Annotated in this window: 22 protein-coding genes and 1 other annotated feature; of the genes, 4 read left to right on the forward strand and 18 right to left on the reverse strand. The window is 49.9% G+C overall.

The genetic code is table 11. The annotated features are described in order from the left end of the window. Positions 1-64: 64 nt before the first annotated feature. The 5 genes from HVZ52_RS19440 to dnaK form a co-directional block, all read right to left on the reverse strand. Positions 65-1,777, reverse strand: a complete 1,713-nt coding sequence (locus tag HVZ52_RS19440) for an aryl-sulfate sulfotransferase (RefSeq protein WP_149382274.1) — start codon at positions 1,775-1,777, stop codon at positions 65-67. 904 nt (positions 1,778-2,681) lie between these two features. Continuing rightward, positions 2,682-3,005 (reverse strand): phage holin family protein, encoded by a 324-nt coding sequence (locus tag HVZ52_RS19445; protein WP_046275510.1) that lies wholly within the window; start codon positions 3,003-3,005, stop codon positions 2,682-2,684. Continuing rightward, the gene (locus HVZ52_RS19450) at positions 2,996-3,949 is read right to left on the reverse strand and encodes a LysR family transcriptional regulator (RefSeq protein WP_181598605.1); all 954 of its coding nucleotides are present in this window, start codon (positions 3,947-3,949) and stop codon (positions 2,996-2,998) included. Before HVZ52_RS19450 ends, HVZ52_RS19445 begins: the two co-directional genes overlap by 10 nt. A 190-nt stretch (positions 3,950-4,139) precedes the next feature. Continuing rightward, complete coding sequence (gene dnaJ / locus HVZ52_RS19455; RefSeq protein WP_008786151.1) at positions 4,140-5,273, reverse strand: molecular chaperone DnaJ; 1,134 nt, start codon at positions 5,271-5,273, stop codon at positions 4,140-4,142. An 85-nt stretch (positions 5,274-5,358) separates the two neighbouring features. Beyond that, on the reverse strand, positions 5,359-7,281 hold the full coding sequence (dnaK, locus tag HVZ52_RS19460) for a molecular chaperone DnaK (protein WP_016151634.1): 1,923 nt from the start codon (positions 7,279-7,281) through the stop codon (positions 5,359-5,361). A gap of 611 nt (positions 7,282-7,892) precedes the next feature. On the opposite strand from dnaK, the gene satP reads away from it, so the two are divergent. Continuing rightward, the gene (gene satP / locus HVZ52_RS19465) at positions 7,893-8,459 is read left to right on the forward strand and encodes an acetate uptake transporter (protein ID WP_047358362.1); all 567 of its coding nucleotides are present in this window, start codon (positions 7,893-7,895) and stop codon (positions 8,457-8,459) included. A gap of 34 nt (positions 8,460-8,493) precedes the next feature. Here the strand turns inward: satP and HVZ52_RS19470 are convergent, their stop codons facing one another. From HVZ52_RS19470 to tal, 3 genes are all read right to left on the reverse strand, one after another. Next, a complete protein-coding gene (locus HVZ52_RS19470; RefSeq protein WP_094760794.1) occupies positions 8,494-9,801 on the reverse strand; it encodes an MFS transporter in 1,308 nt (435 codons plus the stop codon). Between the two features lie 124 nt (positions 9,802-9,925). Beyond that, positions 9,926-10,513, reverse strand: a complete 588-nt coding sequence (gene mog, locus HVZ52_RS19475; RefSeq protein WP_131380590.1) for a molybdopterin adenylyltransferase — start codon at positions 10,511-10,513, stop codon at positions 9,926-9,928. Positions 10,514-10,623: 110 nt separating this feature from the next. Next, positions 10,624-11,577 carry a transaldolase gene (gene tal / locus HVZ52_RS19480; RefSeq protein ID WP_016151631.1) on the reverse strand — a complete coding sequence of 318 codons (954 nt, stop codon included), beginning with the start codon at positions 11,575-11,577 and terminating at the stop codon, positions 10,624-10,626. A gap of 273 nt (positions 11,578-11,850) precedes the next feature. Here tal and HVZ52_RS19485 point away from each other — a divergent pair, with 273 nt between their 5' ends. Together HVZ52_RS19485 and yaaA are read left to right on the forward strand one after the other, a co-directional pair. Continuing rightward, positions 11,851-13,281, forward strand: a complete 1,431-nt coding sequence (locus tag HVZ52_RS19485) for a sodium:alanine symporter family protein (RefSeq protein ID WP_016155648.1) — start codon at positions 11,851-11,853, stop codon at positions 13,279-13,281. Positions 13,282-13,358: 77 nt separating this feature from the next. After that, positions 13,359-14,132, forward strand: a complete 774-nt coding sequence (gene yaaA / locus HVZ52_RS19490) for a peroxide stress protein YaaA (RefSeq protein WP_114683388.1) — start codon at positions 13,359-13,361, stop codon at positions 14,130-14,132. An 84-nt stretch (positions 14,133-14,216) separates the two neighbouring features. On the opposite strand, the gene thrC is transcribed toward yaaA, so the two are convergent. From thrC to yjjY, 6 genes are all read right to left on the reverse strand, one after another. Then, complete coding sequence (thrC, locus tag HVZ52_RS19495; RefSeq protein WP_075847928.1) at positions 14,217-15,503, reverse strand: threonine synthase; 1,287 nt, start codon at positions 15,501-15,503, stop codon at positions 14,217-14,219. Positions 15,504-15,506: 3 nt separating this feature from the next. Next, positions 15,507-16,436 (reverse strand): homoserine kinase, encoded by a 930-nt coding sequence (thrB, locus tag HVZ52_RS19500; protein WP_016155645.1) that lies wholly within the window; start codon positions 16,434-16,436, stop codon positions 15,507-15,509. Between the two features lies 1 nt (position 16,437). Next, entirely contained in the window at positions 16,438-18,900 is a 2,463-nt protein-coding gene (thrA, locus tag HVZ52_RS19505; RefSeq protein WP_181598606.1) for a bifunctional aspartate kinase/homoserine dehydrogenase I, read from the reverse strand. A gap of 23 nt (positions 18,901-18,923) precedes the next feature. Continuing rightward, positions 18,924-19,050 (reverse strand) — a sequence feature (Thr leader region). Beyond that, a complete protein-coding gene (gene thrL, locus HVZ52_RS19510) occupies positions 18,980-19,045 on the reverse strand; it encodes a thr operon leader peptide (protein WP_032337689.1) in 66 nt (21 codons plus the stop codon). It overlaps the preceding feature by 66 nt. A 206-nt stretch (positions 19,051-19,256) precedes the next feature. Then, complete coding sequence (locus HVZ52_RS19515) at positions 19,257-19,943, reverse strand: tRNA/rRNA methyltransferase (RefSeq protein WP_016155643.1); 687 nt, start codon at positions 19,941-19,943, stop codon at positions 19,257-19,259. Positions 19,944-20,342: 399 nt separating this feature from the next. Further along, complete coding sequence (gene yjjY, locus HVZ52_RS19520) at positions 20,343-20,483, reverse strand: protein YjjY (RefSeq protein ID WP_042998021.1); 141 nt, start codon at positions 20,481-20,483, stop codon at positions 20,343-20,345. A 95-nt stretch (positions 20,484-20,578) separates the two neighbouring features. Between yjjY and arcA the strand changes: the two genes are divergently transcribed. Then, the gene (gene arcA / locus HVZ52_RS19525; protein ID WP_001194359.1) at positions 20,579-21,295 is read left to right on the forward strand and encodes a two-component system response regulator ArcA; all 717 of its coding nucleotides are present in this window, start codon (positions 20,579-20,581) and stop codon (positions 21,293-21,295) included. A gap of 60 nt (positions 21,296-21,355) precedes the next feature. On the opposite strand, the gene creD is transcribed toward arcA, so the two are convergent. Genes creD through creA form a run of 4 tightly spaced genes read right to left on the reverse strand, consistent with a single transcriptional unit; the run spans position 21,356 to position 25,380 of the window. After that, a complete protein-coding gene (gene creD, locus HVZ52_RS19530; RefSeq protein ID WP_181598607.1) occupies positions 21,356-22,723 on the reverse strand; it encodes a cell envelope integrity protein CreD in 1,368 nt (455 codons plus the stop codon). A gap of 57 nt (positions 22,724-22,780) precedes the next feature. Next, the gene (gene creC / locus HVZ52_RS19535; protein WP_181598608.1) at positions 22,781-24,205 is read right to left on the reverse strand and encodes a two-component system sensor histidine kinase CreC; all 1,425 of its coding nucleotides are present in this window, start codon (positions 24,203-24,205) and stop codon (positions 22,781-22,783) included. Beyond that, positions 24,205-24,894 carry a two-component system response regulator CreB gene (creB, locus tag HVZ52_RS19540; protein WP_016151622.1) on the reverse strand — a complete coding sequence of 230 codons (690 nt, stop codon included), beginning with the start codon at positions 24,892-24,894 and terminating at the stop codon, positions 24,205-24,207. Before creB ends, creC begins: the two co-directional genes overlap by 1 nt. Positions 24,895-24,906: 12 nt before the next feature. Then, positions 24,907-25,380: a protein CreA gene (creA, locus tag HVZ52_RS19545; protein ID WP_016151621.1), complete on the reverse strand. Its 474-nt coding sequence runs from the start codon at positions 25,378-25,380 to the stop codon at positions 24,907-24,909. Positions 25,381-25,574: the final 194 nt, after the last annotated feature.

Consider the following 25,574-nt stretch of genomic DNA (forward strand, 5'->3'; position numbering starts at 1 on the left):
TTTTTTAGTAAGATCATTTAATACATAATGCGGCCACAATCATGGCCGCATTCATTTTTACTTATCAAAATAATGGCAGTTTATAAACTCTGAAAGCAGAAATATCATAACGATAATCATCACCATTTACTTCAGCATTTTTATAATAACCTGACGTTACCGTCGCCTCAAAAAGAAGCTGTTTCGTCTGCTTATTGATCTCTTGTAATACCAACATCCCCAGCGCCTGACTTCCATCTTGCGGATCCACAATATCACTGTATCCCGGTTGGGCAGATAGAGGACGACCATTTTCATCCATGGTGCTTGCACCAAAATGGATGACCAGATTACCATTGCTCAATAAATGCTTGGCACTTACGAAGCTGCTGTAGCCCCTGCTACCAACCTCATCTTTCCCATATTCATACGAGCGTGTTACCGTCATCGTGTTTAGATCTATTCTAAACTGAACTACCCGGCTAAAGTTATCCTTTGGCAACAAGCTCCTTGCATCGTCTCGAGAACGATAATTTCCATTGTCAAAAACTAAAAACTCCAGAATACCGATCTCGGCATTAGGAATCTCTACGATATTATGCTGCCCCCATGTCCAGAAATTACTGTTCGCTAAATCAATTCCATCTTGAGTAGAAAAATCAAACAGCGGATTACCTGACTCATCGACAGGTGTCAGCAAGTATTCCTCAAAGTCGGAGGCCCAGTCTTCATGATCAGCCATAATAAAACGCAGTTGGCCCGAGTCGACATCAACACCGAAGATGGCACTTTGGTGACGCCCTGATGAAACCAGCACATTATTGGTTGTATTAATATAGCTCTGGTTGATATGCAGCCAGTCATCCATCGTAGCCGATTGACCCGGTGCACTTCCTGATGGACGTGGCGAACGAGAATAGTCCATCACTTTTAACATGTCATAATAAGCAACCTCAAGCCCTGAAGTGAGATCGATAATGGAAACACCATCTTTACCTGTTGAGTAATCATCTGGACGTCCATTAGTATATTCCGAGGGGGCAATAGCCAGATTGTTCTCTAATGGCAGAATGGAGTGATGAAACTCATTATCAAGGAGATAGACTGCATATACTCTGCCCATTACGTCAAATTCGTACATATCCAGGCAGTGATTAATTCCTTGTGACGTAGCCAGGAAATGCCCGCTGTCTGTTCGGACAAAGTTATAAGAAGGAATTGCCTGAGAGACATACCAACGAACGATGCCATTTTGATCAAAGGCAAGATTATAGCGATCAAAATATGTTGAAAAATAAAGGCCATCTGCAACTAATGAGGAATCATCAACTGACTTTGTCACAGTGATGACAGGGAAGCCAAGACTGATATCAGCAGAATCCGATGGCGGTAATGCTGATGGAGTAACCGTGTATTGCCCAACAATCTGCGCACCTGAGATTAAGGTAACGACGTTATCCTCCCCGGCAACCAGACCCGAAACTGGAATCAGGTTTGCACCGGTCTGCATGCTGTAAGTCCAGGATACAGCTACCGTTATCCCCTTGCTATCCTGCACATTAATTTTGATATCTTCATTCAATTTCCCCCAAATACCCAGATACAGGCTTAAAGGTGCCGTACTATAAGGATCTAACGTAACTATGGCATTATCATAATCATTAGTTTCCATCACTGCAGAGAGGAGTGTTTGATAGATTGCATTATGCGAAAGCACCGTTGCGTTATCAACATCAATTTTCTGGTTAACTGGCGTACGAGGTTCTGGTTGACTAATTTGTAATTTATTAATTTGCATATCTCTATCCTTTAACTAAAAGTTTTCGTTTCCAATCGGCTATATAATCCCGATAGCTGGTAAGATAAACAGAACCGTAGTATTCGTACAAATAACTAGTAATAAAACAATCTAAAAAAACATCTTTATGAAGAAACAAAAAAAATTATGTGACTATAAAATCATCTATTAATATGCTATGCCATATATCCCCAAATAAAAGTCTATAAATTGCCATTCAGCCTATGTCAAAAAACTCAATAATGCCACCCTATCCCCCTAATGGCCAATTAAATAAATAACTCCTATTTAATTTAAAATTAATACAAACTAAAAATATCATAACTTATGTGACACGTATCGTTTTTACGATGCAACAGATATGCATATGTATTGAATAACAGAAAATTTGTATTTAATATTTCTGACCACATTAAACTAACCATGGTATATAAATGACCATTTACATTATTAAAAATAGTTGTATGTATGATAACGCCAGCCATGAATTAAAAAGTAAAGATGGAAAACGAACAATAAAACTTACTCATATGCGTTCTAAATGTTTAAATTTCATCCTAACTCATGCGCAAGAACTGGTGATAAGGAAAAATCATATTGCGGAAGCATTATGGGAGGACAGGAGTACATTTATAAGCGATGCTAATCTGACTCAACTACTCTATCTGGTCAGAAAAGACCTGAGAATTTTTGGCATTGACAATTTGTTCATTACAATTCCACGTCAAGGAGTACAGATTAATGAAAACATAGAAATAAAATGCTTAAATAGCAAACATCATTTCCTGCAGAAACCGTTTCTGTATTATTATGCAATGATTTTATTTATTACAATAATTCTATATATCACACTAAGATTTTACTTACTTTAAGTATGGTAATGCCCATGGACGGGCAATACAGTTTACTTAGCAAAAACCTGTGCCAGTTTATCTTTCAACATTTTCAGTACGGGCCCAGCAAAAACCCCTCCCAGCCCTGACAATATGAGTATCATATTTATACCAGCACCTTTATCAAGAGCAATACCAGAGAGTAAAAAACCTGTAAAACATGAAATAATGACTTGTTTTAAACATCCTGCTATATTTTTTTTCTTTCGTCCCCGGGCTTCTCTCATGAGATAGCTAACGACTCCCCCCCAAGCACTCACGATAATAATCGCAAGAATAGTCTCTAGCTCTATAATATACTTTAAGGCAGGTTCTGAACTTATTATCACTGACATAAATTATCCCGATCATTTATAGATGAATATTTAGATTGCAGTATCACTATCCACTCTCTAAGCACAACATAATATTTGCTTTTTTTATATAAAGAAGCATAAACAGGGATTGTTTTAAAAAATAATTCATCAGGCAGTGATAATATTTTAATGTTATACCCTCTGGTATATTTAAAAAATGAAGCCAACTCAAGAGGTACAATGCAGATCATATTTGTTGTTTCTACTATATTGACTACCCCTAACATAGAATCGCTGCGATAACCTATTTTACGTTCTGTTCTATGATCAACGCTATTGGTATAAACCATTACTTCCGGAGAGAACATATCAGATTGATATACCGCATGTGAAAAAGTATAAAAATGGTGTAGTGAGATTTGCTCTAAGATTGATAGTGGATTGTCGTTGCCACAAATACAAACATATTGCCTAAAAACGTCAATAAGATGGACTTCAATATCAAAGTTTTTTGGTGGTGAAAGATTAATTAAAATATCACCCACTCCAGAAAGTAACATTTCAGCCAAAGTATCTTCGCTATTTTTATTTACTGCATAATGATTTATTTCATACTTTTCAATTAATTCATCATTCCTAATAAAATGATGGAGATAATAATTCTCTACAATATCACTCCCTAATAAAGTTATTGCTGGAGGATCGTAGTTATTCTTTGAAAGTGAATATGTAGCGTTGATTACATTCACAACATGGCTATAGGCCTTATGGAGTTCCAATCCTTTTTTCGTAGGCGTCAACCCTTTTCGGGTTCGTTCAAAGAGCTTAAATGAATAAATATTCTGTAATCGACTTAACGCCTGAGAAACAGCAGCTGGTGTTATGGATAATCTCTCGGAAGCTCGAGAAGCGTTTCCGGATTCCACAACGGCATTAAATATCTTAATTAAATTGAAGTCAAAATCATTTTCGCGCACAAGCATTTCACTCGCCTTTTCTTCTATTAACTGAGCAAAAAATAGAAGAAAATCTTTATTTTAAAAAATCATTTCTCATCATTTTTCCTGAAGATTTATTCTTGATATCTAACTAATTATTTTTGTATTCGATACAAAAATAAAAAGCCCAGGATTCTTCAATCCAAGGCCTTTTAATTAATAAGACAGCTGTAAATTAGCGCGTCAAATCGTCAAAAAATTTCTTCACACCGTCGAAGAAGCTTTTAGAGCGCGGACTGTTTTGCTCGCCGGTCGGGCCGCCAAAGCTGTCCTGCAGATCTTTCAGCAACTGCTTCTGCTTGTCGTTGAGGCCTACCGGGGTTTCAACCACCACACGGCACAGCAGATCGCCCTGTGCGCCGCCGCGTACTGACTTAACGCCTTTACCACGCATGCGGAACAGTTTGCCGGTCTGCGTTTCGCCCGGGATTTTTAACTTCACGCGACCATCCAGCGTCGGCACTTCAATCTCGCCGCCCAGCGCTGCCATCGCAAAGTTAATCGGCACTTCGCAGTACAGGTTATTGCCTTCACGTTCGAAAATTGGGTGCTGTTTTACCTGCACCTGAACGTACAAATCGCCTGCTGGCGCGCCATGTTCACCGGCTTCACCTTCACCCGCTAAACGAATACGGTCGCCAGTATCAACCCCTGCCGGGATCTTAACGGACAGCGTTTTGCTCTTCTCAACGCGACCATGACCATGGCATTTGTTGCACGGGTCTTTAATCAACGTACCGCGGCCCTGACAGTGTGGACAGGTCTGCTGTACGGCAAAAAAGCCCTGACGCATCTGCACCTGACCAGAACCGTGACAGGTTGGACAGGTCTGGGGTTGCGTGCCCGCCTTCGCACCACTGCCGTGGCAAACATCACACTCTTCCAGCGTCGGAATACGGATCTCTTTGGTGACGCCACGCACGGCTTCTTCCAGAGTGAGATCCATGTTGTAACGTAAATCAGCACCACGTGAGGCGCGCTGACGACCGCGACCGCCGCCAAAGATATCGCCAAACACGTCACCAAAGATATCGCTGAAGTCGGCCCCGCCGCCAAAACCGCCACCGCCGCCCATACCACCTTGCTCAAACGCTGCATGGCCGTACTGATCATAAGCCGCACGTTTTTGCGCATCGGTGAGGATCTCGTACGCTTCTTTGATCTCTTTAAACTTGGCTTCGGCCTCTTTATCACCCTGGTTGCGGTCCGGGTGATATTTCATGGCCAGGCGCTTGTAGGCCTTTTTGATTTCACGCTCTTCCGCTGATTTGGAAACGCCTAAAATCTCGTAATAGTCTTGCTTAGCCATCTCTTTTTATCTGCCCCTAACATGCGTGCACGGGCGGAGAGGAAACCTCTTCGCCCGTGCCAGTAATTACCCGTTCAAAGGGCGATTATTTTTTGTCTTTCACTTCTTCAAACTCAGCGTCGACAACGTCGTCATCTTTCGCGTTGTTTGCAGAAGCATCAGCGCCTGCTGCGCCAGCCTGCTGCTGTGCGTGCTGCTGCTGAGCGATTTCCATCAGTTTCTGGGAAACCTGTGCCAACGCCTGCATTTTCGCTTCGATATCCGCTTTGTCTTCGCCTTTCAGAGAGGTTTCCAGCGCGGTCAGTGCAGACTCGATGGCAGTTTTGTCATCAGCCGGCAGTTTGTCGCCAGCTTCTTCAACCTGCTTGCGAGTACTGTGCAGCAGATGGTCACCCTGGTTACGGGTCTGAACCAGCTCTTCAAACTTACGGTCAGATTCTGCGTTCGCTTCTGCTTCACGAACCATTTTCTGAATTTCTTCTTCGTTCAGACCAGAAGAAGCCTTGATGGTGATCTTCTGCTCTTTACCGCTATTTTTGTCTTTCGCGGAAACGTGCAGGATACCGTCGGCATCGATGTCAAAAGTAACTTCGATCTGCGGCATACCGCGCGGAGCCGGGCTGATGCCATCCAAGTTAAATTGACCCAGATCTTTGTTATCAGCGGCACGTTTACGTTCACCCTGCAGCACGTGGATGGTTACCGCAGACTGGTTGTCTTCAGCAGTAGAGAACACCTGGCTGTGCTTGGTCGGGATAGTGGTGTTTTTCGCGATCAGTGCAGTCATCACGCCACCCATGGTTTCGATACCCAGAGACAGCGGGGTAACGTCCAGCAGCAGCACGTCTTTCACATCACCGGTCAATACACCACCCTGAACGGCAGCACCGATTGCCACAGCTTCGTCCGGGTTAACGTCTTTACGCGGCTCTTTACCGAAGAACTCAGCTACTTTCTTCTGTACCATCGGCATACGAGTCTGACCACCGACCAGGATAACGTCCTGAACGTCGGAAACAGACAGACCAGCATCCTGCAGAGCAACTTTCAGCGGCTCGATAGAACGGTTAACCAGGTCTTCAACCAGGCTTTCCAGTTTCGCACGGGTCACCTTGATGTTCATGTGTTTCGGACCAGTCGCGTCTGCAGTGATGTACGGCAGGTTCACGTCGGTCTGCTGAGCGGAAGACAGTTCGATCTTCGCTTTCTCAGCGGCTTCTTTCAGACGCTGCATCGCCAGCGGGTCGTTACGCAGGTCGATACCCTGATCTTTCTTAAATTCGTCAACCAGGTAGTTGATCATACGGCTATCGAAGTCTTCACCACCCAGGTGGGTATCACCGTTGGTTGCCAGAACTTCGAAGGTTTTTTCACCGTCAACTTCGTCGATTTCGATAATAGAGATATCGAAAGTACCACCACCCAGGTCATAAACCGCGATAGTACGGTTGCCGACTTCTTTATCCAGACCGTAAGCCAGTGCAGCTGCGGTTGGTTCGTTGATGATACGTTTTACTTCCAGACCTGCGATACGGCCGGCGTCTTTGGTTGCCTGACGCTGAGCATCGTTAAAATATGCAGGTACGGTGATAACTGCTTCAGTTACCGGTTCACCCAGGTAATCTTCAGCCGTTTTCTTCATTTTTTTCAGCACTTCAGCAGAAATCTGCGGCGGTGCCATTTTCTGACCTTTTACGTCAATCCATGCATCACCGTTGTCAGCACCGATGATTTTGTACGGCATGATGGCTTCATCACGCTGCACTTCTTCGTCCTGGAAGCGGCGGCCAATCAGGCGTTTAATCGCAAACAGGGTGTTTTGCGGGTTTGTCACTGCCTGACGTTTAGCCGGCTGACCAACCAGAGTTTCACCATCCTGGGTATAAGCAATGATAGAAGGCGTGGTGCGATCGCCCTCGGCGTTCTCCAGCACACGTGCAGTAGTGCCATCCATAATCGCTACACAAGAGTTGGTAGTACCCAGGTCGATACCAATAATTTTACCCATCTAAACGTCTCCACTAAAAATTCGGTCATCATGTGGTTGTGAATCTGTAATAAGGGCGAAACGTGCGGTTTCAACTACCCTGAATCGTTTTTTTTCAGACTCACCACTGCGGTTGTCTACAAGATGGGGTCGTAACCCACGTCATCAAGGGGGGCATGAAAAATTTTTTTAGCCTTGTGGCAATAAATTCGCAGAAAAAAGGCAAAAAGAGATAAAAATGAATAGTCGCCAACCAGAATTAATTCATACAACCAATTAAATCAGGAAAACCATTCACATAAAAATTGCAATAAAAATAAAAGATTACGAGCATGAATCGTTTTTATGACGACGGTAATATGGTCTGAAGTCACACACTTTTGCAGCCGTCAAAGAGAAACTCCATGAAATCTGTGTTAACCCTTTCCGCCAGCCTGCTTATGGGCCTTCTGCTGAGCAGCACCGCCGTAACTGGCAAGCGTGATGCCCATCACAGGGAAAATAATTCATTTTCCCTTCGTTAGATCATAGACAGTGCCCTCTCCCCTGATTATCATGCCGCGCCCCGAAGACAGCGATCGTTATTCGGGGAAACTATTTCACCATTCAATCAATGATGATTTTGAGGAATTATGGGCAACACTAAGTTGGCTAATCCGGCACCGCTGGGCCTGATGGGCTTTGGCATGACCACCATTCTGCTTAACCTGCACAACGCGGGTTTCTTCGCTCTGGACGTTATTATTCTGGCGATGGGCATTTTCTACGGCGGTATCGCGCAAATTTTTGCTGGACTGCTGGAATATAAAAAAGGCAACACCTTCGGTTTAACCGCCTTTACCTCCTACGGTTCGTTCTGGCTGACGCTGGTTGCGATCCTGCTGATGCCGAAAATGGGCCTGGCGGATGCAACCAATAGTCAGTTCCTGGGCGCTTACCTCGGTCTGTGGGGCGTGTTCACTCTATTCATGTTCTTCGGTACGCTGAAAGCGGCGCGCATGCTGCAGTTCGTGTTCCTGAGCCTGACAGTGCTGTTCGCCCTGCTGGCCGTGGGCAACATTGCGGGTAACGAAGCGATCATTCACGTTGCTGGCTGGGTAGGCTTAGTGTGTGGCGCAAGCGCCATTTACCTGGCGATGGGTGAAGTGCTGAACGAACAATTTGGCCGTACCATCCTGCCGATTGGTGAAGCGCACTAATCTGACGCTATCCCCCCTGACGGGGGGATATTCCTTACAAGCGCTGTAACTCTGCCTGTACGCTCGAATCGCGATGATAAAGATCCTGTCGCAGCCAAATCCCCAAACCTAGCCCTACCAGCGATAACGCCAGCACATACCAGGCCGGAGCCATTGGCGACACGCTCATTAACATCGTGACGGCGATTGGCGTCAGACCACCAAAAATGGCGTACGACACGTTGTAAGAAAAGGATATTCCGGTAAAGCGGACTTCCGCCGGAAACGCCCGCACCATCACATAAGGCACAGCACCCACCACGCCAACGCATAACCCTACCAGCCCGTATAACAGGAACAAATGCTGGGGATAGCTGCCGGTCAGGTGATAGAAAAACCAGCTTGAACAGGCCAGCAGCAGGCTGCCGACAATAAAGGTTTTGCTGGCGCCGACCCGGTCGACAATAAACCCGGCCAGCAGACAACCGACGCACAGCATAATGGTAGCGACACTGTTGGCTTGCAACGTTAGCGCCGGCGCAAAGCCATACTGCTTCTGCAACCAGACTGGTGACATCAGGATCACCACCACAATCCCGGCGGAAAGCAGCCAGGTCAGCAGCATTGAAATAACCACCGCTTTTTTATGTTTGCTCACCACTGACTTCACCGGTAGCTCTTGCGCCAACGCTTTACGCTGCTGCATTTCGAGAAATATGGGCGTCTCCTGCAGCCAGCGACGCAGGTACATCGCCACCAGCCCAAACACGCCCCCCAGCAAGAAAGGAATACGCCAGCCGTAATCATGCACCGCCTGCTGCGTCAGGCTGGTGTTCACCAGCGTCGCAACCACTGACCCCAGAAGAATTCCCACCGTCAGGCCGGCAGTCAGCGTTCCGCAGGCAATGCCGATGCGACGCTCCGGTACATGCTCCGCCACGAACACCCACGCGCCCGGAACTTCTCCGCCGATGGCAGCGCCTTGCAAAATACGCATCAGCAGTAACAGCAGCGGCGCGAGGATCCCCATTGAGGCGTAAGTAGGCAACAGGCCAATCGCCAGCGTCGGTATTGCCATCAGCAAAATGCTCAGGGTGAACATTTTCTTGCGCCCGACCAGATCGCCAAAGTGCGCCATGATGATGCCCCCCAGCGGACGCGCCAGATAGCCGGCGGCAAAAATGCCGAAGGTTTGCACCTGACGTAGCCATTCAGGGATATCTGCGGGGAAGAAGAGCTCGCCAACAACAGCGGCAAAGAAGACAAAGATAATGAAATCATAAAACTCAAGCGCACCACCAAGGGCAGCAAGCGTAAGGGTTTTATAATCCTGGCGATTCAGCGGTCGAGTGTGTTGTGACATAGCAAACCATGAGTCAGTGAAGTAATTGAATCTGTTCGTCGATATATGTAAAGCAAAAATTACTATATCGTAAACAATTCAATACTCCACTGTCATTGGCACTTATGTCACGATCGGGCTACTTTCAGGCATTTGTATCGCGTATTGCGCTTTTAGGACGAAAAGATGCTACAACAGTCGGTGCGGTTTCCACATACGGCCCATCTAATAGCTGTATACAATACGGTACACTTGCAAAAATACCCGGCACGATAACCTTACCGTCGGCATCTTTCACGCCTTCCAGCGTCTCTTTGATCGATTTTGGCTGACCAGGCAGATTCAAGATCAACGCCTGCTTGCGAATCACGCCAACCTGACGGGAAAGAATCGCCGTTGGCACAAAGTGCAGGCTTATCTGGCGCATCTGCTCACCAAAGCCCGGCATCTGACGGTCGGCTACGGCAAGCGTCGCATCAGGCGTTACGTCACGACGGGCCGGACCCGTTCCGCCGGTAGTCAGCACCAGATGACAACTCATTTCGTCTACCAGCTCGCATAAGGTCTGTTCGATGATCGCCTGTTCATCCGGGATCAATCGCGTTTGCAGCTCAAAAGGGGTGGTAAGGGCTGACGCCAGCCACTCTTCAAGGGCCGGGATACCTTTATCCTGGTAAACGCCGCTGGAAGCACGGTCAGAAATGGAAACCAGGCCAATGCGTAAAGTATTCATGATTATTCCGTTTAAACAGTCTCGTTAAACAGAATGATACACTGCGAAGGGAAGGACAGACAGGTTTCAGAAGAGGTAGCGTGACCCATATCAGGGCCACGCACTAATGATTACAGCAGATCGCCGATCATTTTTTCCAGTTTACCCTGGTCTACAGCAAACTTACGGATACCGTCCGCCAGTTTGTCTACAGCCATCGGATCCTGGTTATGCTGCCACAGGAACTCAGCTTCGGTGATGCGTGCAGGGCGCGCTTTCACTTCGCCGGAGAAAGACAGTTTACGTTCGATAGCACCTTCGCTTTCCGCCAGTTCTTTCAGCAGTGCCGGAGCAATCGTCAGACGATCGCAGCCTGCCAGCTCAATGATTTCGCCGATGTTACGGAAGCTCGCACCCATAACTACGGTTTCGTAACCGTGCTGTTTGTAGTACTCGTAGATTTCCGTTACGGAAACCACACCCGGATCTTCTGCCGGTGCATACTCTTTCTTGTCGGTATTGGCTTTGTACCAGTCAAGAATACGGCCAACGAACGGAGAAATCAGATATACGCCAGCTTCTGCACATGCACGCGCCTGCGCGAAGGAGAACAGCAGAGTCAGGTTACAGTTGATGCCTTCTTTTTCCAGCTGCTCAGCGGCACGGATGCCCTGCCAGGTTGAAGCCAGTTTAATCAGGATGCGATCGTTGCTGATGCCAGCATCGTTGTACATTTTGATCAGGCGTTTTGCTTTAGCGATGGACGCGTCGGTGTCGTAGGACAGACGAGCGTCAACTTCAGTGGAGATACGACCTGGGACCAGTTTCAGGATCTCCAGACCGATATTTACTGCCAGCTTGTCGGTCGCGTCGACGACCTGCTGCGCACGGTCGTTGCTCTGCTGCTTAGCCCAGGCTACAGCGTCATCAATCAGCTTGCGGTATTCCGGGATCTGCGCTGCGTTAAGAATGAGAGAAGGGTTAGTTGTGGCATCCTGAGGCTGATACAGCTTCATTGCCGCGATGTCTCCGGTGTCGGCCACTACTGTGGTGAACTGACGAAGGGAGGTCAATTTGTCCGTCATGATAGCGATTCTCTTTAAACAGCTGTTAGGGGGATGTAACCGATCTTCCCTGATGATAGCACGACGCACCCTCAGCGCAACCGCCTGGATTGTCCGACCAGCCGCTCAGCCCTGATTACGCATCGCCAAGCCTGTGATGCGCAATTAAGGGATATAACGATTGTTATGATAAACTCCCGCAATCAATCACCTTATAAGGTATATACTGGTCGATTATTGGTAGCGCTTACACGGGAATATTCGCGCTTACCGGCATCAACAAGAGGGATGTTAATGCCTGATTTTTTCTCATTTATTAATGAAATACTCTGGGGATCGGTGATGATCTACCTCCTGCTTGGCGCAGGATGTTGGTTCACCTGGCGTACAGGGTTTATTCAGTTTCGCTATATTCGTCAGTTTGGCAAAAGTCTTAAAAACAGCATCAGCCCGCAGCCGGGCGGTTTAACTTCCTTTCAGGCTTTATGCACCAGTCTTGCCGCACGTATCGGTAGCGGAAATCTGGCGGGCGTGGCGTTGGCGATTGCCGCTGGCGGCGCGGGAGCCGTGTTCTGGATGTGGGTCTCGGCGATCATTGGTATGGCGACGTCATTTGCCGAGAGCTCTCTTGCCCAACTGTATAAAGAGCGCGACAGCAAGGGACAGTTTCGCGGCGGTCCTGCGTGGTATATGGAGCGTGGGCTGGGCATGCGCTGGATGGGCGTTCTTTTTGCCATCTTTTTACTCATTGCTTATGGTCTGATTTTTAACAGCGTTCAGGCAAATTCGGTCTCTCATGCGCTGACCTTTGCTTTTGATATCCCTCCCCTCTTTACCGGTATCGCACTGGCAATAGTGTCATTATTGGCAATCATTGGCGGCATTAAAGGCGTTGCCCGCCTGATGCAATGGTTCGTTCCGATGATGGCGCTGTTGTGGGTCGGTTGCAGCATCGTCATCTGTCTGTGGCATTTCGGACAGCTCCCCGGCATTATCATGACCATTATAAAAAGTGCCTTTGGCTGGCAGGAAGCCGCAGCCGGTGCCGCCGGGTATACACTAAGCCAGGCCATTGCCAGCGGCTTTCAACGCGGTATGTTTTCTAATGAGGCCGGAATGGGATCAACTCCGAACGCGGCCGCGTCAGCAGCATCCTGGCCTCCGCATCCTGCGGCACAAGGCATTGTGCAAATGATCGGAGTATTAGTTGATACGCTGATTCTCTGTACGGCCAGCGCGATGATTGTTCTGTTGGCTGGTAATGACGCCAGCTATGTACCGATGGAAGGCATCCAGTTACTCCAGAAAGCGATGGTTTCAGTGACGGGAGAATGGGGTGCCGGATTCGTGGCGTTAATTGTGATTCTGTTTGCCTTTAGCTCTATCGTGGCCAACTATATCTATGCGGAAAACAACCTCGTTTTCCTGAAGCTGGACAATATCCGCGTCATCTGGCTATTACGGATCGCCACCGTTAGCACCGTTATCGGAGGAACGTTAGTCAGCGTTCCGCTGATCTGGCAGTTGGCGGACATCATTATGGCGTGTATGGCCATCACTAACCTGACGGCGATTCTGCTGCTTTCACCGGTTGTGCAGACGATCGCCTGCGACTATCTACGCCAACGCAAACTCGGGGTGCGCCCAGAATTCGATCCGCGCCGTTATCCTGATATCAGACAACAACTTGCGCCCGAAAGCTGGGATGAGACGCCGCGCGGATAGCGCGGCAATCGCAACCATCGATCAATTCTGTCGTTTTTTTTGCTAAAGTCGCAGTAAATTTCCTGCAAGGACTGGATATGCTGATTCTGATTTCACCTGCAAAAACGCTCGACTACCAAAGTCCGCTGGCAACGACACGTCATACATTGCCCGAACTGCTGGATCACTCTCAGCAGCTTATTCACGTGGCGCGCCAACTCTCTGCTCCGCAAATTGGCAAGCTGATGGGAATTAGCGACAAGCTGGCGGATCTGAACGCCACGCGTTTCCATGACTGGCAGCCTGATTTCACGCCGGAAAACGCGCGCCAGGCCATTCTGGCGTTTAAAGGCGACGTGTATACCGGACTGCAGGCTGAAACCTTCAGCGAAGCGGATTTCGACTTCGCTCAGCAACACTTACGGATGTTGTCCGGGCTGTACGGCGTTTTGCGTCCGCTGGATTTGATGCAGCCTTACCGTCTGGAGATGGGTATTCGTCTGGCCAATGCGAAAGGTAAAGATCTCTACCAGTTCTGGGGAGATACCATCACCGATAAACTTAACGAAGCGCTGGAAGCGCAAGGCGACAACGTAGTGATTAACCTCGCCTCGGATGAGTATTTTAAATCCGTGAAGCCGAAAAAGCTCAATGCGGAGCTTATCAAACCGGTCTTCCTCGACGAGAAGAACGGTAAGTTCAAAGTCATCAGCTTCTATGCCAAAAAAGCGCGCGGCCTGATGAGTCGCTACATTATTGAGAACCGCTTAACGCAGCCAGAACAGCTGACCGCCTTTAACAGCGAAGGCTATTTCTTTGATGAAGAAGCGTCAGGAAATGGCGAACTGGTGTTTAAGCGCCAGGAGCAGTAGTAAAAAGGCCGGATGGCGGCGAACGCCCGATCCGGCCGATAGGTTTTGTAGGCCCGCTAAGCAAAGCGCCAGCGGGCACAACCGTTAACCGCGGGCCATCATCAGCTTGCGCAGTTCAGCAAAATCAGCAGGCAGGTGATGAGAAAGCAGCGGCAGGTCCGCGCGTTCCGCCAGCGCTTTTGGCAGAGCCAGCGTCAGGTCAAGAATCTCTTCAACGCTTTCTTTAAACTTGGCCGGATGCGCAGTACCGAGGAACAGGCCGTACTCGCCAGGGTTCAGTTGGTCACGCAGCGCACGGTAAGCCACCGCCGCATGCGGTTCTGAGGTGTACCCCATCTCATGCAGCTCACGCATCGTGTCCTGAGTAGTGGCATCGTCAACAGCGGCATAACCCAGCTCATTCAGACGCCAGATTTTACGGCGGAAAAGTTCTTCCACCCGCGGCCAGTTATTTGGCTGGCTGACATCCATCGCATTCGACAACGTCGCCTGAGTCGCTTTCGGCGCCCACTCACCTTGTGCAAGAAAGCGTGGAACCGTATCGTTGACGTTGGTCGCCGCGATAAAACGCTTCACCGGCAAGCCCAGTGATTTTGCCAGCAGCCCGGCAGTCAGATCGCCAAAGTTGCCGCTGGGAACGGAAATAACCAGTTGATTACGCGCCTCTTGCGGCAGTTGAGCCACGGCCTCAAAGTAGTAACAGATTTGCGCCAGCAGACGGCTGATGTTGATTGAGTTAGCCGAATTCAGCCCCAAAGCGACCTTCAGCTCTTCGTCATCAAACGCCTGTTTCACCAGCGCCTGACAGGCATCAAAATCGCCATCAATCGCCACGGTTTCAATATTGCCACCCAGTGTACAGAACAGTTTTTCCTGTAATGGGCTAATCTTGCCGTTCGGATAAAGGATCACCACGCGCACATTTTTCAGACCATAAAAGGCATGTGCGACTGCCGCACCAGTGTCTCCAGAGGTCGCCGTCAGAATGGTGACCGGTTTGTCGCCGCTGATATGCGTCAGCATCTGCGCCATAAAGCGCCCGCCAAAGTCTTTAAATGCAAGCGTTGGGCCGTGGAACAGCTCCAGACAGCCGATATCCGCGGCAACCTGAGCAACCGGTGCCGGGAAGGCAAACGCCGCACGCACGCGCTGTTCCAGAATCTCCTGTGGGATTTCATCACCGATAAATGCGGAAAGGATCTTCGCGCTGCGGCTAACGAAATCCTGGTTCAACATCTCATCGACTTCTGACAGATTGAATTCCGGCAAATCGTGCGGAAAAAACAATCCCTGATTCTTGCCAAGCCCTTGCGTGACGGCCTGTGCAAAGCTGACCTGTTCGTTATGATCTTTCAGATTATACAGTTTCATTGATTATCCCAGTACCCGTGCGCCCGCCGTGTCCAACCGGCAAATATGAACAAAGCCTTCCTGATTTTGCAGATAATTTTTACCCAGCCAGTCTGCTACACGCTGCGCCGTATCCGGCTTGTCGCACAAAGCGAACAGCGTCGGCCCCGAACCGGAGATACCGCTGGCCAGCGCCCCGATTTCCGCTACCGCCTGACGCGCCTGGCTAAAGCCTGGCAGCAGGCGGGTACGGTACGGCTCAGCAATGACATCTTTCATCAGCTTCGCGGCAAGCCCTGGCTGACGGGAATAGCAGGCATGGATAAACCCAGCCAGATGCCGCCCGTGGGCGATACAGTCCTGGCGGCGATACTGCGCAGGTAAAATCGCCCGCGCTTCTGCCGTCGACACTTTAATCCCCGGATACGCGAGGACCCACAGCCACTCATCAAAGCCTGGCACCTGCTGGCTGATAATGCCGTTTTCTTCGATCATTAACTGCATGCCGCCCAAAAAGCACGGGGCGACGTTATCGTAATGAATACTGCCGGAGATACGCCCTTCCAGCTCACCCATTATCGCCAACAGGCGCGTATCGTTGAGCGGTTTACCGCAATGCTCGTTCATGGCGACCAGCGCCGCCACAACGGAACACGCGCTGGAGCCTAACCCGGAACCAATCGGCATATTTTTTTCCAGCGTCATCGCCACCGGAACGCTTTTACCCAGCTCCTGACAGAATCGCTCCCAGCACTGGTAGACAATATTTTCTCGCGGCTCAGGCGGCAGCTTATTGGCAAAGCGACCGAGGTTGTTGAGGCTGAAATGGTCAGCCGCCTCAACGGATACCACATCGCCTAACAGCGAACCGTCCACCGGGGTTACCGCCGCTCCGAGCACATCAAACCCGACGCTCATATTGGCGCTGGAAGCCGGGGCATAAACTCTCACCATGTCAGACTCCTAACTTCCATGAAAGGGTGCGTAGCAGGTCGGCAAATACGCCCGCCGCCGTCACGTCGTTACCCGCGCCGTATCCGCGCAGAACCAACGGTAGCGGCTGATAATAATGGCTGTAAAACGCCAACGCGTTTTCACCGTTTTTCACTTTGAACAGCGGATCGTTGCCGTCTACTGCTTCTATTTTTACGCGACAGACGCCATCCTCTTCAATATTGCCAACATAGCGTAATACTTTCCCCTCATCACGGGCTTTCGCCACACGCGCGGCAAAGGCGTCATCCAACTGCGGCAATTTCGCCATAAACGCGGAAACATCACCGGAATCATCAAACTCTTTTGGCAGGACCGGCTCAATGACAATGTCAGAAAGCTCCAGCTCACGACCGGTTTCACGGGCCAGGATCAACAGCTTACGCGCCACGTCCGTACCGGATAGATCGTCACGCGGATCGGGTTCGGTATAGCCCAGCTCACGCGCCATGGTGGTGGCCTCGGAGAAGCTCATGCCTTCATCCAGCTTGCCGAAAATAAACGACAGCGAACCAGAAAGAATACCGGAGAAACGTTGCAGTTCATCGCCCGCGCTGAGCAGATTTTGCAGGTTCTCAATTACCGGCAAGCCCGCACCTACGTTGGTGTCGTACAGGAATTTACGACGAGACTTCGCCGCAGCAAAACGCAGCTGATGGTAGTAATCCATCGACGACGTGTTGGCCTTTTTATTCGGCGTAACCACATGGAAGCCTTCGCGCAGGAAATCCGCATACTGATCCGCGACCGCCTGACTTGACGTACAGTCGACAATCACCGGATTGAGCAGATGATATTCTTTCACCAGACGAATTAAGCGCCCCAGGTTGAAAGGCTCTTTCGCGCTTTCCAGCTCCGACTGCCAGTTTTCCAGATTCAGACCATGGACGTTGGTCAGCAGGGCCTTCGAGTTCGCCACACCGCACACGCGCAAATCGATATGCTTCTTTTTAAGCCAGGTTTGCTGACGTTTAAGCTGCTCCAGCAGCGCACCGCCCACGCCGCCAACGCCAATGACAAATACTTCAATCACCTGATCGGTGTTGAACAGCATCTGATGGGTCACACGCACGCCAGTGGTCGCGTCGTCGTTATTCACCACTACCGAAATGGAACGCTCAGACGAGCCCTGGGCGATTGCCACGATATTAATGTTCGCGCGAGCCAGCGCGGCAAAAAATTTCGCCGAGATGCCACGCAACGTGCGCATACCATCGCCAACGACCGAGATGATCGCCAGACGCTCAGTCACCGCCAGCGGCTCCAGCAAGCCTTCTTTCAGCTCGAGATAGAATTCATCCTGCATGGCGCGTTGCGCACGCACGCAGTCGCCCTGCGGGACGCAGAAGCTGATGCTGTATTCAGAAGAGGATTGGGTGATCAGCACCACCGAGATGCCTGCACGCGACATCACGGCAAAAACACGCGCCGCCATCCCCACCATGCCTTTCATCCCAGGGCCGGAGACGCTAAACATCGCCATGTTATTGAGGTTAGAAATCCCTTTTACCGGCAAATCGTCATCATCACTGCTGGCACCGATAAGCGTGCCGGGCGCTTGTGGATTGCCGGTATTTTTAATCAGGCACGGGATCTGGAACTGGGCAATAGGGGTAATGGTGCGCGGGTGCAGCACTTTAGCACCGAAGTAAGAAAGCTCCATCGCTTCCTGATAAGACATCGACTTCAGCAGTCGGGCGTCGGGTACCTGGCGCGGATCGCAGGTATATACGCCATCGACATCGGTCCAGATCTCACAACAATCGGCGCGCAAACAGGCGGCCAGTACGGCGGCAGAGTAGTCAGAGCCATTACGCCCCAGCACCACTAACTCTCCTTTCTCATTCCCGGCGGTAAATCCTGCCATCAGAACCATATGGTCCGCAGGAATACGGCTGGCGGCAATGCGGCGCGTAGATTCGGCGATATCAACGGTAGATTCGAGGTAATGACCTACCGCCAGCAATTTCTCTACCGGGTCGATGACCGTCACGTTGTGCCCGCGCGCTTCCAGCAGGCCAGCCATGATGGCGATCGACATTTTTTCACCACGGCAAATAAGCGCAGCATTGATGCTGTCCGGGCACTGACCCAGCAGGCTGATACCGTGCAGGACGTGCTTAATCTGTGCAAACTCTTGTTCAACAAAGGCTTTGAGCGGAGCCTGCGGGAAACCCGGTTGCGCGGCGGCAAGACCCACCAACAGCTCAGAGAAAATGCGTTCGGCGTCGCTGATATTGGCTAAAGCATCCTGACCACCGATGGTCTTCTCAATCATCGCCACCAGATGGTTGGTAATTTTTGCGGGGGCAGAGAGAACGGTCGCGACCTGCCCCTGTCTGGCATTGCTTTCCAGAATATCGGCAACCCGCAGAAAGCGCTCTGCATTTGCCACTGATGTACCGCCGAACTTCAACACTCGCATGGTTTACCTCATTGCCTTTGGTCGAAAAAAAAGCCCGCACTGTTTAGGTGCGGGCTTTTTCTTGTGTTTCCTGTACGCGTCAGCCCGCACCGTTACCTGTGGTAATGGTGATGGTTGTGGTAATGGTGATGCTGATGCGTTTCATGATGTTGTGTGCTCTGTAATTATTTATTATCTGTCCTGTATTCTTTTAGGGTTAAAGTATCTGCTGACCTAAGTCAATAAATTTTTAAATTGGTCACATTCCGAAACTTGTTCACGAGCGACTGCTTGCCCTTTTAGTTTCGACCAATACAGTATGTCACCCCTACTTGAATCCAGAGCAAAACACCACACAACAAATGCAGGTCGATATTTTATTTCGTGATGCTTTTTTCTATATCATGTAAAAAACGGTGCAACATTGCCGTATCTCGCTGCCCTAACAGACCCATTCGCTGTTGCAGCCAGTCCGTCAACTTGATGTCGTCAGAAACGTTCAGCGTGGCTAATAAACGCAAAACGCGCGCGCGCAATGCCTGTAGCTGAAGCTCATCCGTCACCTCAATGTTTTTGACGGGTTGTTGTATTAAACCTGCTAATTGATAGCAATACACCATCACCGCCTGCCCCAAATTGAGTGAAGGATAGTCAGCCACCATAGGTACACCGGTGAGTACATCCGCCAGGGCCAATTCTTCGTTGGTCAGCCCTGAATCTTCACGACCAAAAACCAGCGCGGCGTGATCCATCCACGTTGATTTTTCCTGCAGCAGAGGAACCAGTTCGACCGGCGTAGCGTAGTAATGGAACTTCGCCCGACTACGCGCAGTGGTCGCGACGGTAAAATCTACGTCATGCAGCGCCTCCGCCAACGTTGAAAAAACACTAATATTATCAATAATATCGCCAGAACCATGCGCGACCCATCGCGTGGCGGGTTCCAGGTGGGCTTCGCTGTCAACGATGCGTAATTGGGTGAACCCCATGGTCTTCATAGCGCGGGCAGCCGCACCAATATTTTCCGCTCTGGCGGGGGCAACCAGAATAATTGTTAAACGCATTTCGATACTCTTTTTGGCCAGTCTGCAAGGAAAAATGTGACGTGCTTCAACATATTACGCAGTGCGAATTTACATATTTTTAACAGAAATCACTGAAAAAGCATTTCGCATCCATTAAAAAATGCTAAACTATTTCCCGGGTGTACTATTGCTTTTTATGTTAACAAAAGTTGCATATCCCTCTGTTTATCCATGATAATTTAATTTAAAATGGATAGCACCGGTTGGATTCATTACATTTATTAATTTGCTCGTGCAACTAGTTGTAATATTGCAATTTTGTGATGAAAGCAAACATTTGGATACGTTGATTTCATCAAACTGTTAACGTGCTACAATTGAACTTGATATATGTCAACGAAGCGTAGTTTTATTGGGTGTCCGGCATGTCTTAGCCTGTTATGTTGCTGTTAAAATGGTTAGGATGACAGCCGTTTTTGACACTGTCGGGTCCAGAGGGAAACTACCCACGACCAAGCTAATGATGTTGTTGACGTTGATGGAAAGTGCATCAAGAACGCAATTACGTACTTTAGTCATGTTACGCCGATCATGTTAATTTACGGCATGCATCAGGCAGGTCAGGGACTTTTGTACTTCCTGTTTCGATTTAGTTGGCAATTTAGGTAGCAAACATGCAGACCCCGCACATTCTTATCGTTGAAGACGAGTTAGTAACACGCAACACGTTGAAAAGCATTTTCGAAGCAGAAGGCTATGATGTATTCGAAGCGACAGATGGCGCGGAAATGCATCAGATTCTCTCTGAATATGATATCAACCTTGTGATTATGGATATCAATCTGCCTGGGAAAAATGGCCTGCTGTTAGCGCGCGAACTTCGCGAACAAGCTAACGTTGCGCTGATGTTCCTGACGGGCCGTGATAACGAAGTCGATAAAATTCTCGGCCTCGAAATCGGCGCAGACGATTACATCACCAAGCCGTTTAACCCGCGCGAACTGACTATCCGTGCTCGTAATCTGCTGTCCCGTACCATGAACCTGGGTACTGTCAGCGAAGAACGCCGTAGCGTCGAAAGCTACAAGTTCAATGGCTGGGAGCTGGACATCAACAGCCGCTCTCTGATTGGTCCTGACGGTGAGCAGTATAAACTGCCACGCAGCGAATTCCGCGCCATGCTTCACTTCTGTGAGAATCCGGGCAAAATCCAGTCTCGCGCAGAACTGTTGAAAAAAATGACCGGTCGCGAACTGAAGCCTCATGACCGTACCGTTGACGTGACGATCCGCCGCATTCGTAAGCATTTCGAATCAACGCCGGATACGCCAGAAATCATCGCCACCATTCACGGTGAAGGCTACCGTTTCTGCGGCGACCTGCAGGATTAATTCAATCCTCACTGGTATAAAAACGGCGCTTTATGCGCCGTTTTTCATTTCCCTACCGCTCTATTTCCACAATCGAAATTCGTCGCTCTGCGCAGGCTGAAGCTCTGGAAGTTCTGTAGATTTTGGCTTTGTTTTTGGCTGTGCCAGCGAGTGCCAGTCAAGATGACGCGTCAGGAACATGACCCCACACAGCGCGAACAACAGCACGCCGGTTCCCAGCAGTAAAGAGCTATCCTGTGAACGTAGCAGCACCCACATCACACCATCCAGCCCCAGCAGCGCCACGGTGAACAAAATACTGTTCCGCCAGCCCTGCAATATCGCCTGCAGATACACACCGTTCATCAACGCCCCCACCAGACTTGCCGTTATCCACGCCGCCGTAAAACCGATGTGTTCCGACAGTGCCAGCAGCAGCAGATAAAACATTACCAGCGATAGCCCCACCAGCAGATACTGCATCGGGTGCAAGCGCAGATTGGTCATACTTTCAAGGACGAAGAAAGACATAAAGGTCAGCACAATCAGCAGGATGGCATACTTTGTTGCCCTGTCCGTTAACTGATACTGATCTGCAGGCGTGGCGACGGCGACGCTAAACGCTGGCATGCCCAGCCAACCAATCTTTTCGTCGTTAAAGCGCTCGCCGAGGTTGTTCGCAAACCAGCTGCTTTGCCACTGAGCCTTGAATCCTGATTCGCTAATTTCGCGCTTAGCCGGGAGAAAGTCCCCAAGAAAGTTGGGATGCGGCCAGTTGCTGGTTAAGGTCATTTCACTGTTACGCCCAACCGGAACGACGGAGAAATCGCCGGTTCCGCTCAAATTAAGCGACAACGCCATGCTCAGATTTTGCTCAGCCCAGCTCGCATCGGGTAGCGGAATGTGGATCCCCTGCGCACGTCCATCCAGCCCCGTCCCAGGCTCAACGGCCAGCGACGTTCCATTGACCTGCGGCGCTTTTACCACACCAATCCCACGCGCGTCCCCCACGCCAACCACAATAAACGGTTTGCCGATGCTGATATTTGGATGATTTAAATCACTTAACCGTTCGGCGTTAAACTCAGCCTTCACCGAAACATCATTGTGCCAGACCTGGCCCTCATAAATACCGATTTTACGTGCTTCAACGTTCTGATTCCCCTCAACTACCAACGACTCCGGCAGCCAGAAATGGATATAGCTACGCTTACGCTGGATTTCTTTGCCATCCTCCAGTGAGGTGTAAATTTCCGTTAGCGGAATGGCTATCAGCGGTCCTACCATCTTTTGCGGCCCGCTGGTGCTCTGTCGGATAGCATCTTCGACTTCATCGCGGTAATCCGATCGCTCCACGATGATCTGCCTGACCATCGTCAGCGGAATTAACAGCAGCAGTATTGCGCCACCTAAGGTGACTATTTTCCAAAACAGGGGTGATTTAAACATAGCGTTCTCCTTTGCAATATCAGCAAGGTAGAACAGCTATGTGCGGAGAATTTGAAGTTATGTGAAGTGAGCGTGAAGCGTAAACGAGGCCTGTGTGCCGCCTTGTGGTCGGTTGCACAATGTCACCGTCCCCTCGTGCAGTCGCGCAACCTCACTGACAAACGCCAGCCCTAAACCGCTGCTCTTATGCCCATTTTCACGGGGCAGCGAATAGAAACGCTCAAAAATACGCGGCAACGCGAAGTCGGGGATCCCGCTGCCGCTGTCGATTATCTGCAACGTGACCAGTTCATCCTGCTGATGCGCGCTCAGCGTAATCGTCCCGTCCTGTGGCGTGAAGTCGATAGCGTTGTCGAGCAAATTCCCCAATGCCTGCTCCAGTAACGCAGGATCGGCGGCGACGCTAAGCGATGAAGGCATAATGGTAAGCGTGATGTTTTTTGCCGCCAGTTGCACGCTACGCGCCTCTTTGAGCTGAGCAAACAGCGCATCTACCGCCACTGGCGTCAACGTAATGTCCTGTCGATTCTCCAGCCGCGCCTGGCGTAACAGGGTTTCGACCAGCGCCTGCATGCGCGCATTTTGCGTCAGGATATTATCGGTAAAGCGCGCAACCACGTTCGGCGGCGGACCTTCGCGCAAAATCTCAGCCGCGCCGCGAATGGCCGCCAGCGGACTTTTCAGTTCATGCGTTAACGCATAAACATACTGCTCAATGTAGTTTTTGCCCTCCAGCTTCAGTCGCATACTTTCCAGCGCCTGCGCCAGTTTACGTAGCTCGCTGCTACCTAAATCAGGCAGTGGGACGGGGCGATTCTCGGTAACGGAGTCGGCATAGCGCGCCAGCCGGGCGATGGAGCGGTTTATCCACCATACCATCCCGATGCCAATCACTAAGGCAATGCCCAGCAATACGGCGCTGGCCCACAGCATCCGCCGTTCACTGCGTTTAATCACCGGCGCCATCGCCGCATTCGGTTTACCGACGCTAAGCACTCCGATAATACGTCCGCCGTCTACGATCGGCGCGGCCACGTACATCACTGAACTTTCCGGATCGTTCGGGTTTTGCGGCGTACTGCGGGCGCCATATTGCCCACGCAGGGTTAACCACACGTCGTTCCAGCGAGAATAGTCCTGACCGACAGCCTGGTTTGCGGAATCAAACAACACCTTACCCTGGGCGTCCGTCATGTAGACATGGTATTCATTACGGACTTTGTTAATGCCGCTGATATTGGCGCTGAATGGGCGGTTATGCAGTTGCGAAAATGCCTGCGCCAGCTTGCCGTTGGCTGGAGAGTCAGAGAGCAAGTCATCGCGCGCCAGCGCGGCCAGCAGCGTGGCGGTATCAATCAAAGTGCCTTCGGTTGCCCGGCGGACGCCTGGTTTAATTTCCTGTACAAAGATCGACAAAACGAACCAGGCGGCGACGGCAACAATCAGAAAATAGCCGAGCAACAAACGCATGCCAATGCGCATCAGACGCTCCTCAGGCTATATCCCATACCGCGATGCGTATTGATGGGGGAAAGCTCAGGGTTGATAGCCCGCAGCTTGGCGCGCAGCGTTTTAATGTGAGTATCGACCGTTCTGTCAAAGGTGTCCTGTGCATCGGCCCAGACTAAATCCATCAACTGCTGGCGTGAGTAAATGCGCCCCGGCGACAATAGCAACGTTTTCAGCAACAGAAATTCATAGCGCGTCAGGTTTAACGGCTTGCCGAACCAGGTAATCTGCGCGGCCAGCTCATTAAGTTCAAAATCGCCGCAACGCGTCGTCGATGAAGGAGCAGAGAATTTCTGCACCCGCCGCAGCAGCGTACGCACGCGGGCGCACACCTCGCGCGGTGAGAAAGGCTTGGCAACATAGTCATCCGCGCCAATTTCCAGCCCCAGCAGGCGATCCACCTCATCGCTACGCGCGGTCAGAAACAGGATCGGCAACGCTGGATGCCGCTCCAGCAGGCGTCGACACAGTTCAAAACCGCTGATATCCGGTAGTCCGACATCCAGAATGATCGCATCAGGACAACGCTGGCGAGATTTCTCCAGCGCAGGTAACCCGCGCTCAAACGCTTCCACGCTAAAACCTTCCTGCTGCAGCATGTAGATGAGCGTATCGGCAATGCCCTGCTCATCCTCAACCAACCAGATCAACGGTTGTTGCATTTTGCTTCCTTGTTATTCCCGCCACGGCATGATGGGCACCGCACTGATGGCATTTTTGGGCGATCCATCGACCACTTTATCTGAATAGGCCAGATAGGCCAGTGCATTACGTTTCGCGTCGTAAAAACGCACGACCTGTAAGGATTTAAACACCAGCGAGGTACGTTTTTTAAATACCACTTCGCCCTGCGCTTTGCCGTTCTTGATTCTGTCGCTCAGTTCTACCGGCCCCACCTGCTGACAGGAAATGGCGGCATCGGAGGTATCTTCCGCCAGCCCCAGCCCACCTTTGATGCCGCCGGTCTTCGCCCGGCTCACGTAGCAGGTCACGTTGGTAACATCTGGATCGTCAAACGCTTCGACCACAATTTTATGATCCGGCCCAAACATTTTGAACACCGTATCGACAGATCCAATCTGCTCCGCATGGGCGACCTGTGCTAACATCAGCAGAATTGAGGAAATGATTAAGCTCTTATATTTCATATTGTTACCATTTTTAAAAGTTACTCTGTGTAATTATTCGACATTTTAAGATAAAACGTATACAGATCACAGGATTACAATAATCACGCTTTCGAATGATCGAAAAAAGCATTTATGAGCAAAAAAAACACTGAATGCTAAAACAGCAAAAAATGCTATTATCCTCATACCTGACGTCAGGTACTCGTTGTTGA

Source organism: Citrobacter sp. RHB36-C18 (assembly GCF_013814485.1).
Lineage (GTDB): Bacteria > Pseudomonadota > Gammaproteobacteria > Enterobacterales > Enterobacteriaceae > Citrobacter > Citrobacter braakii.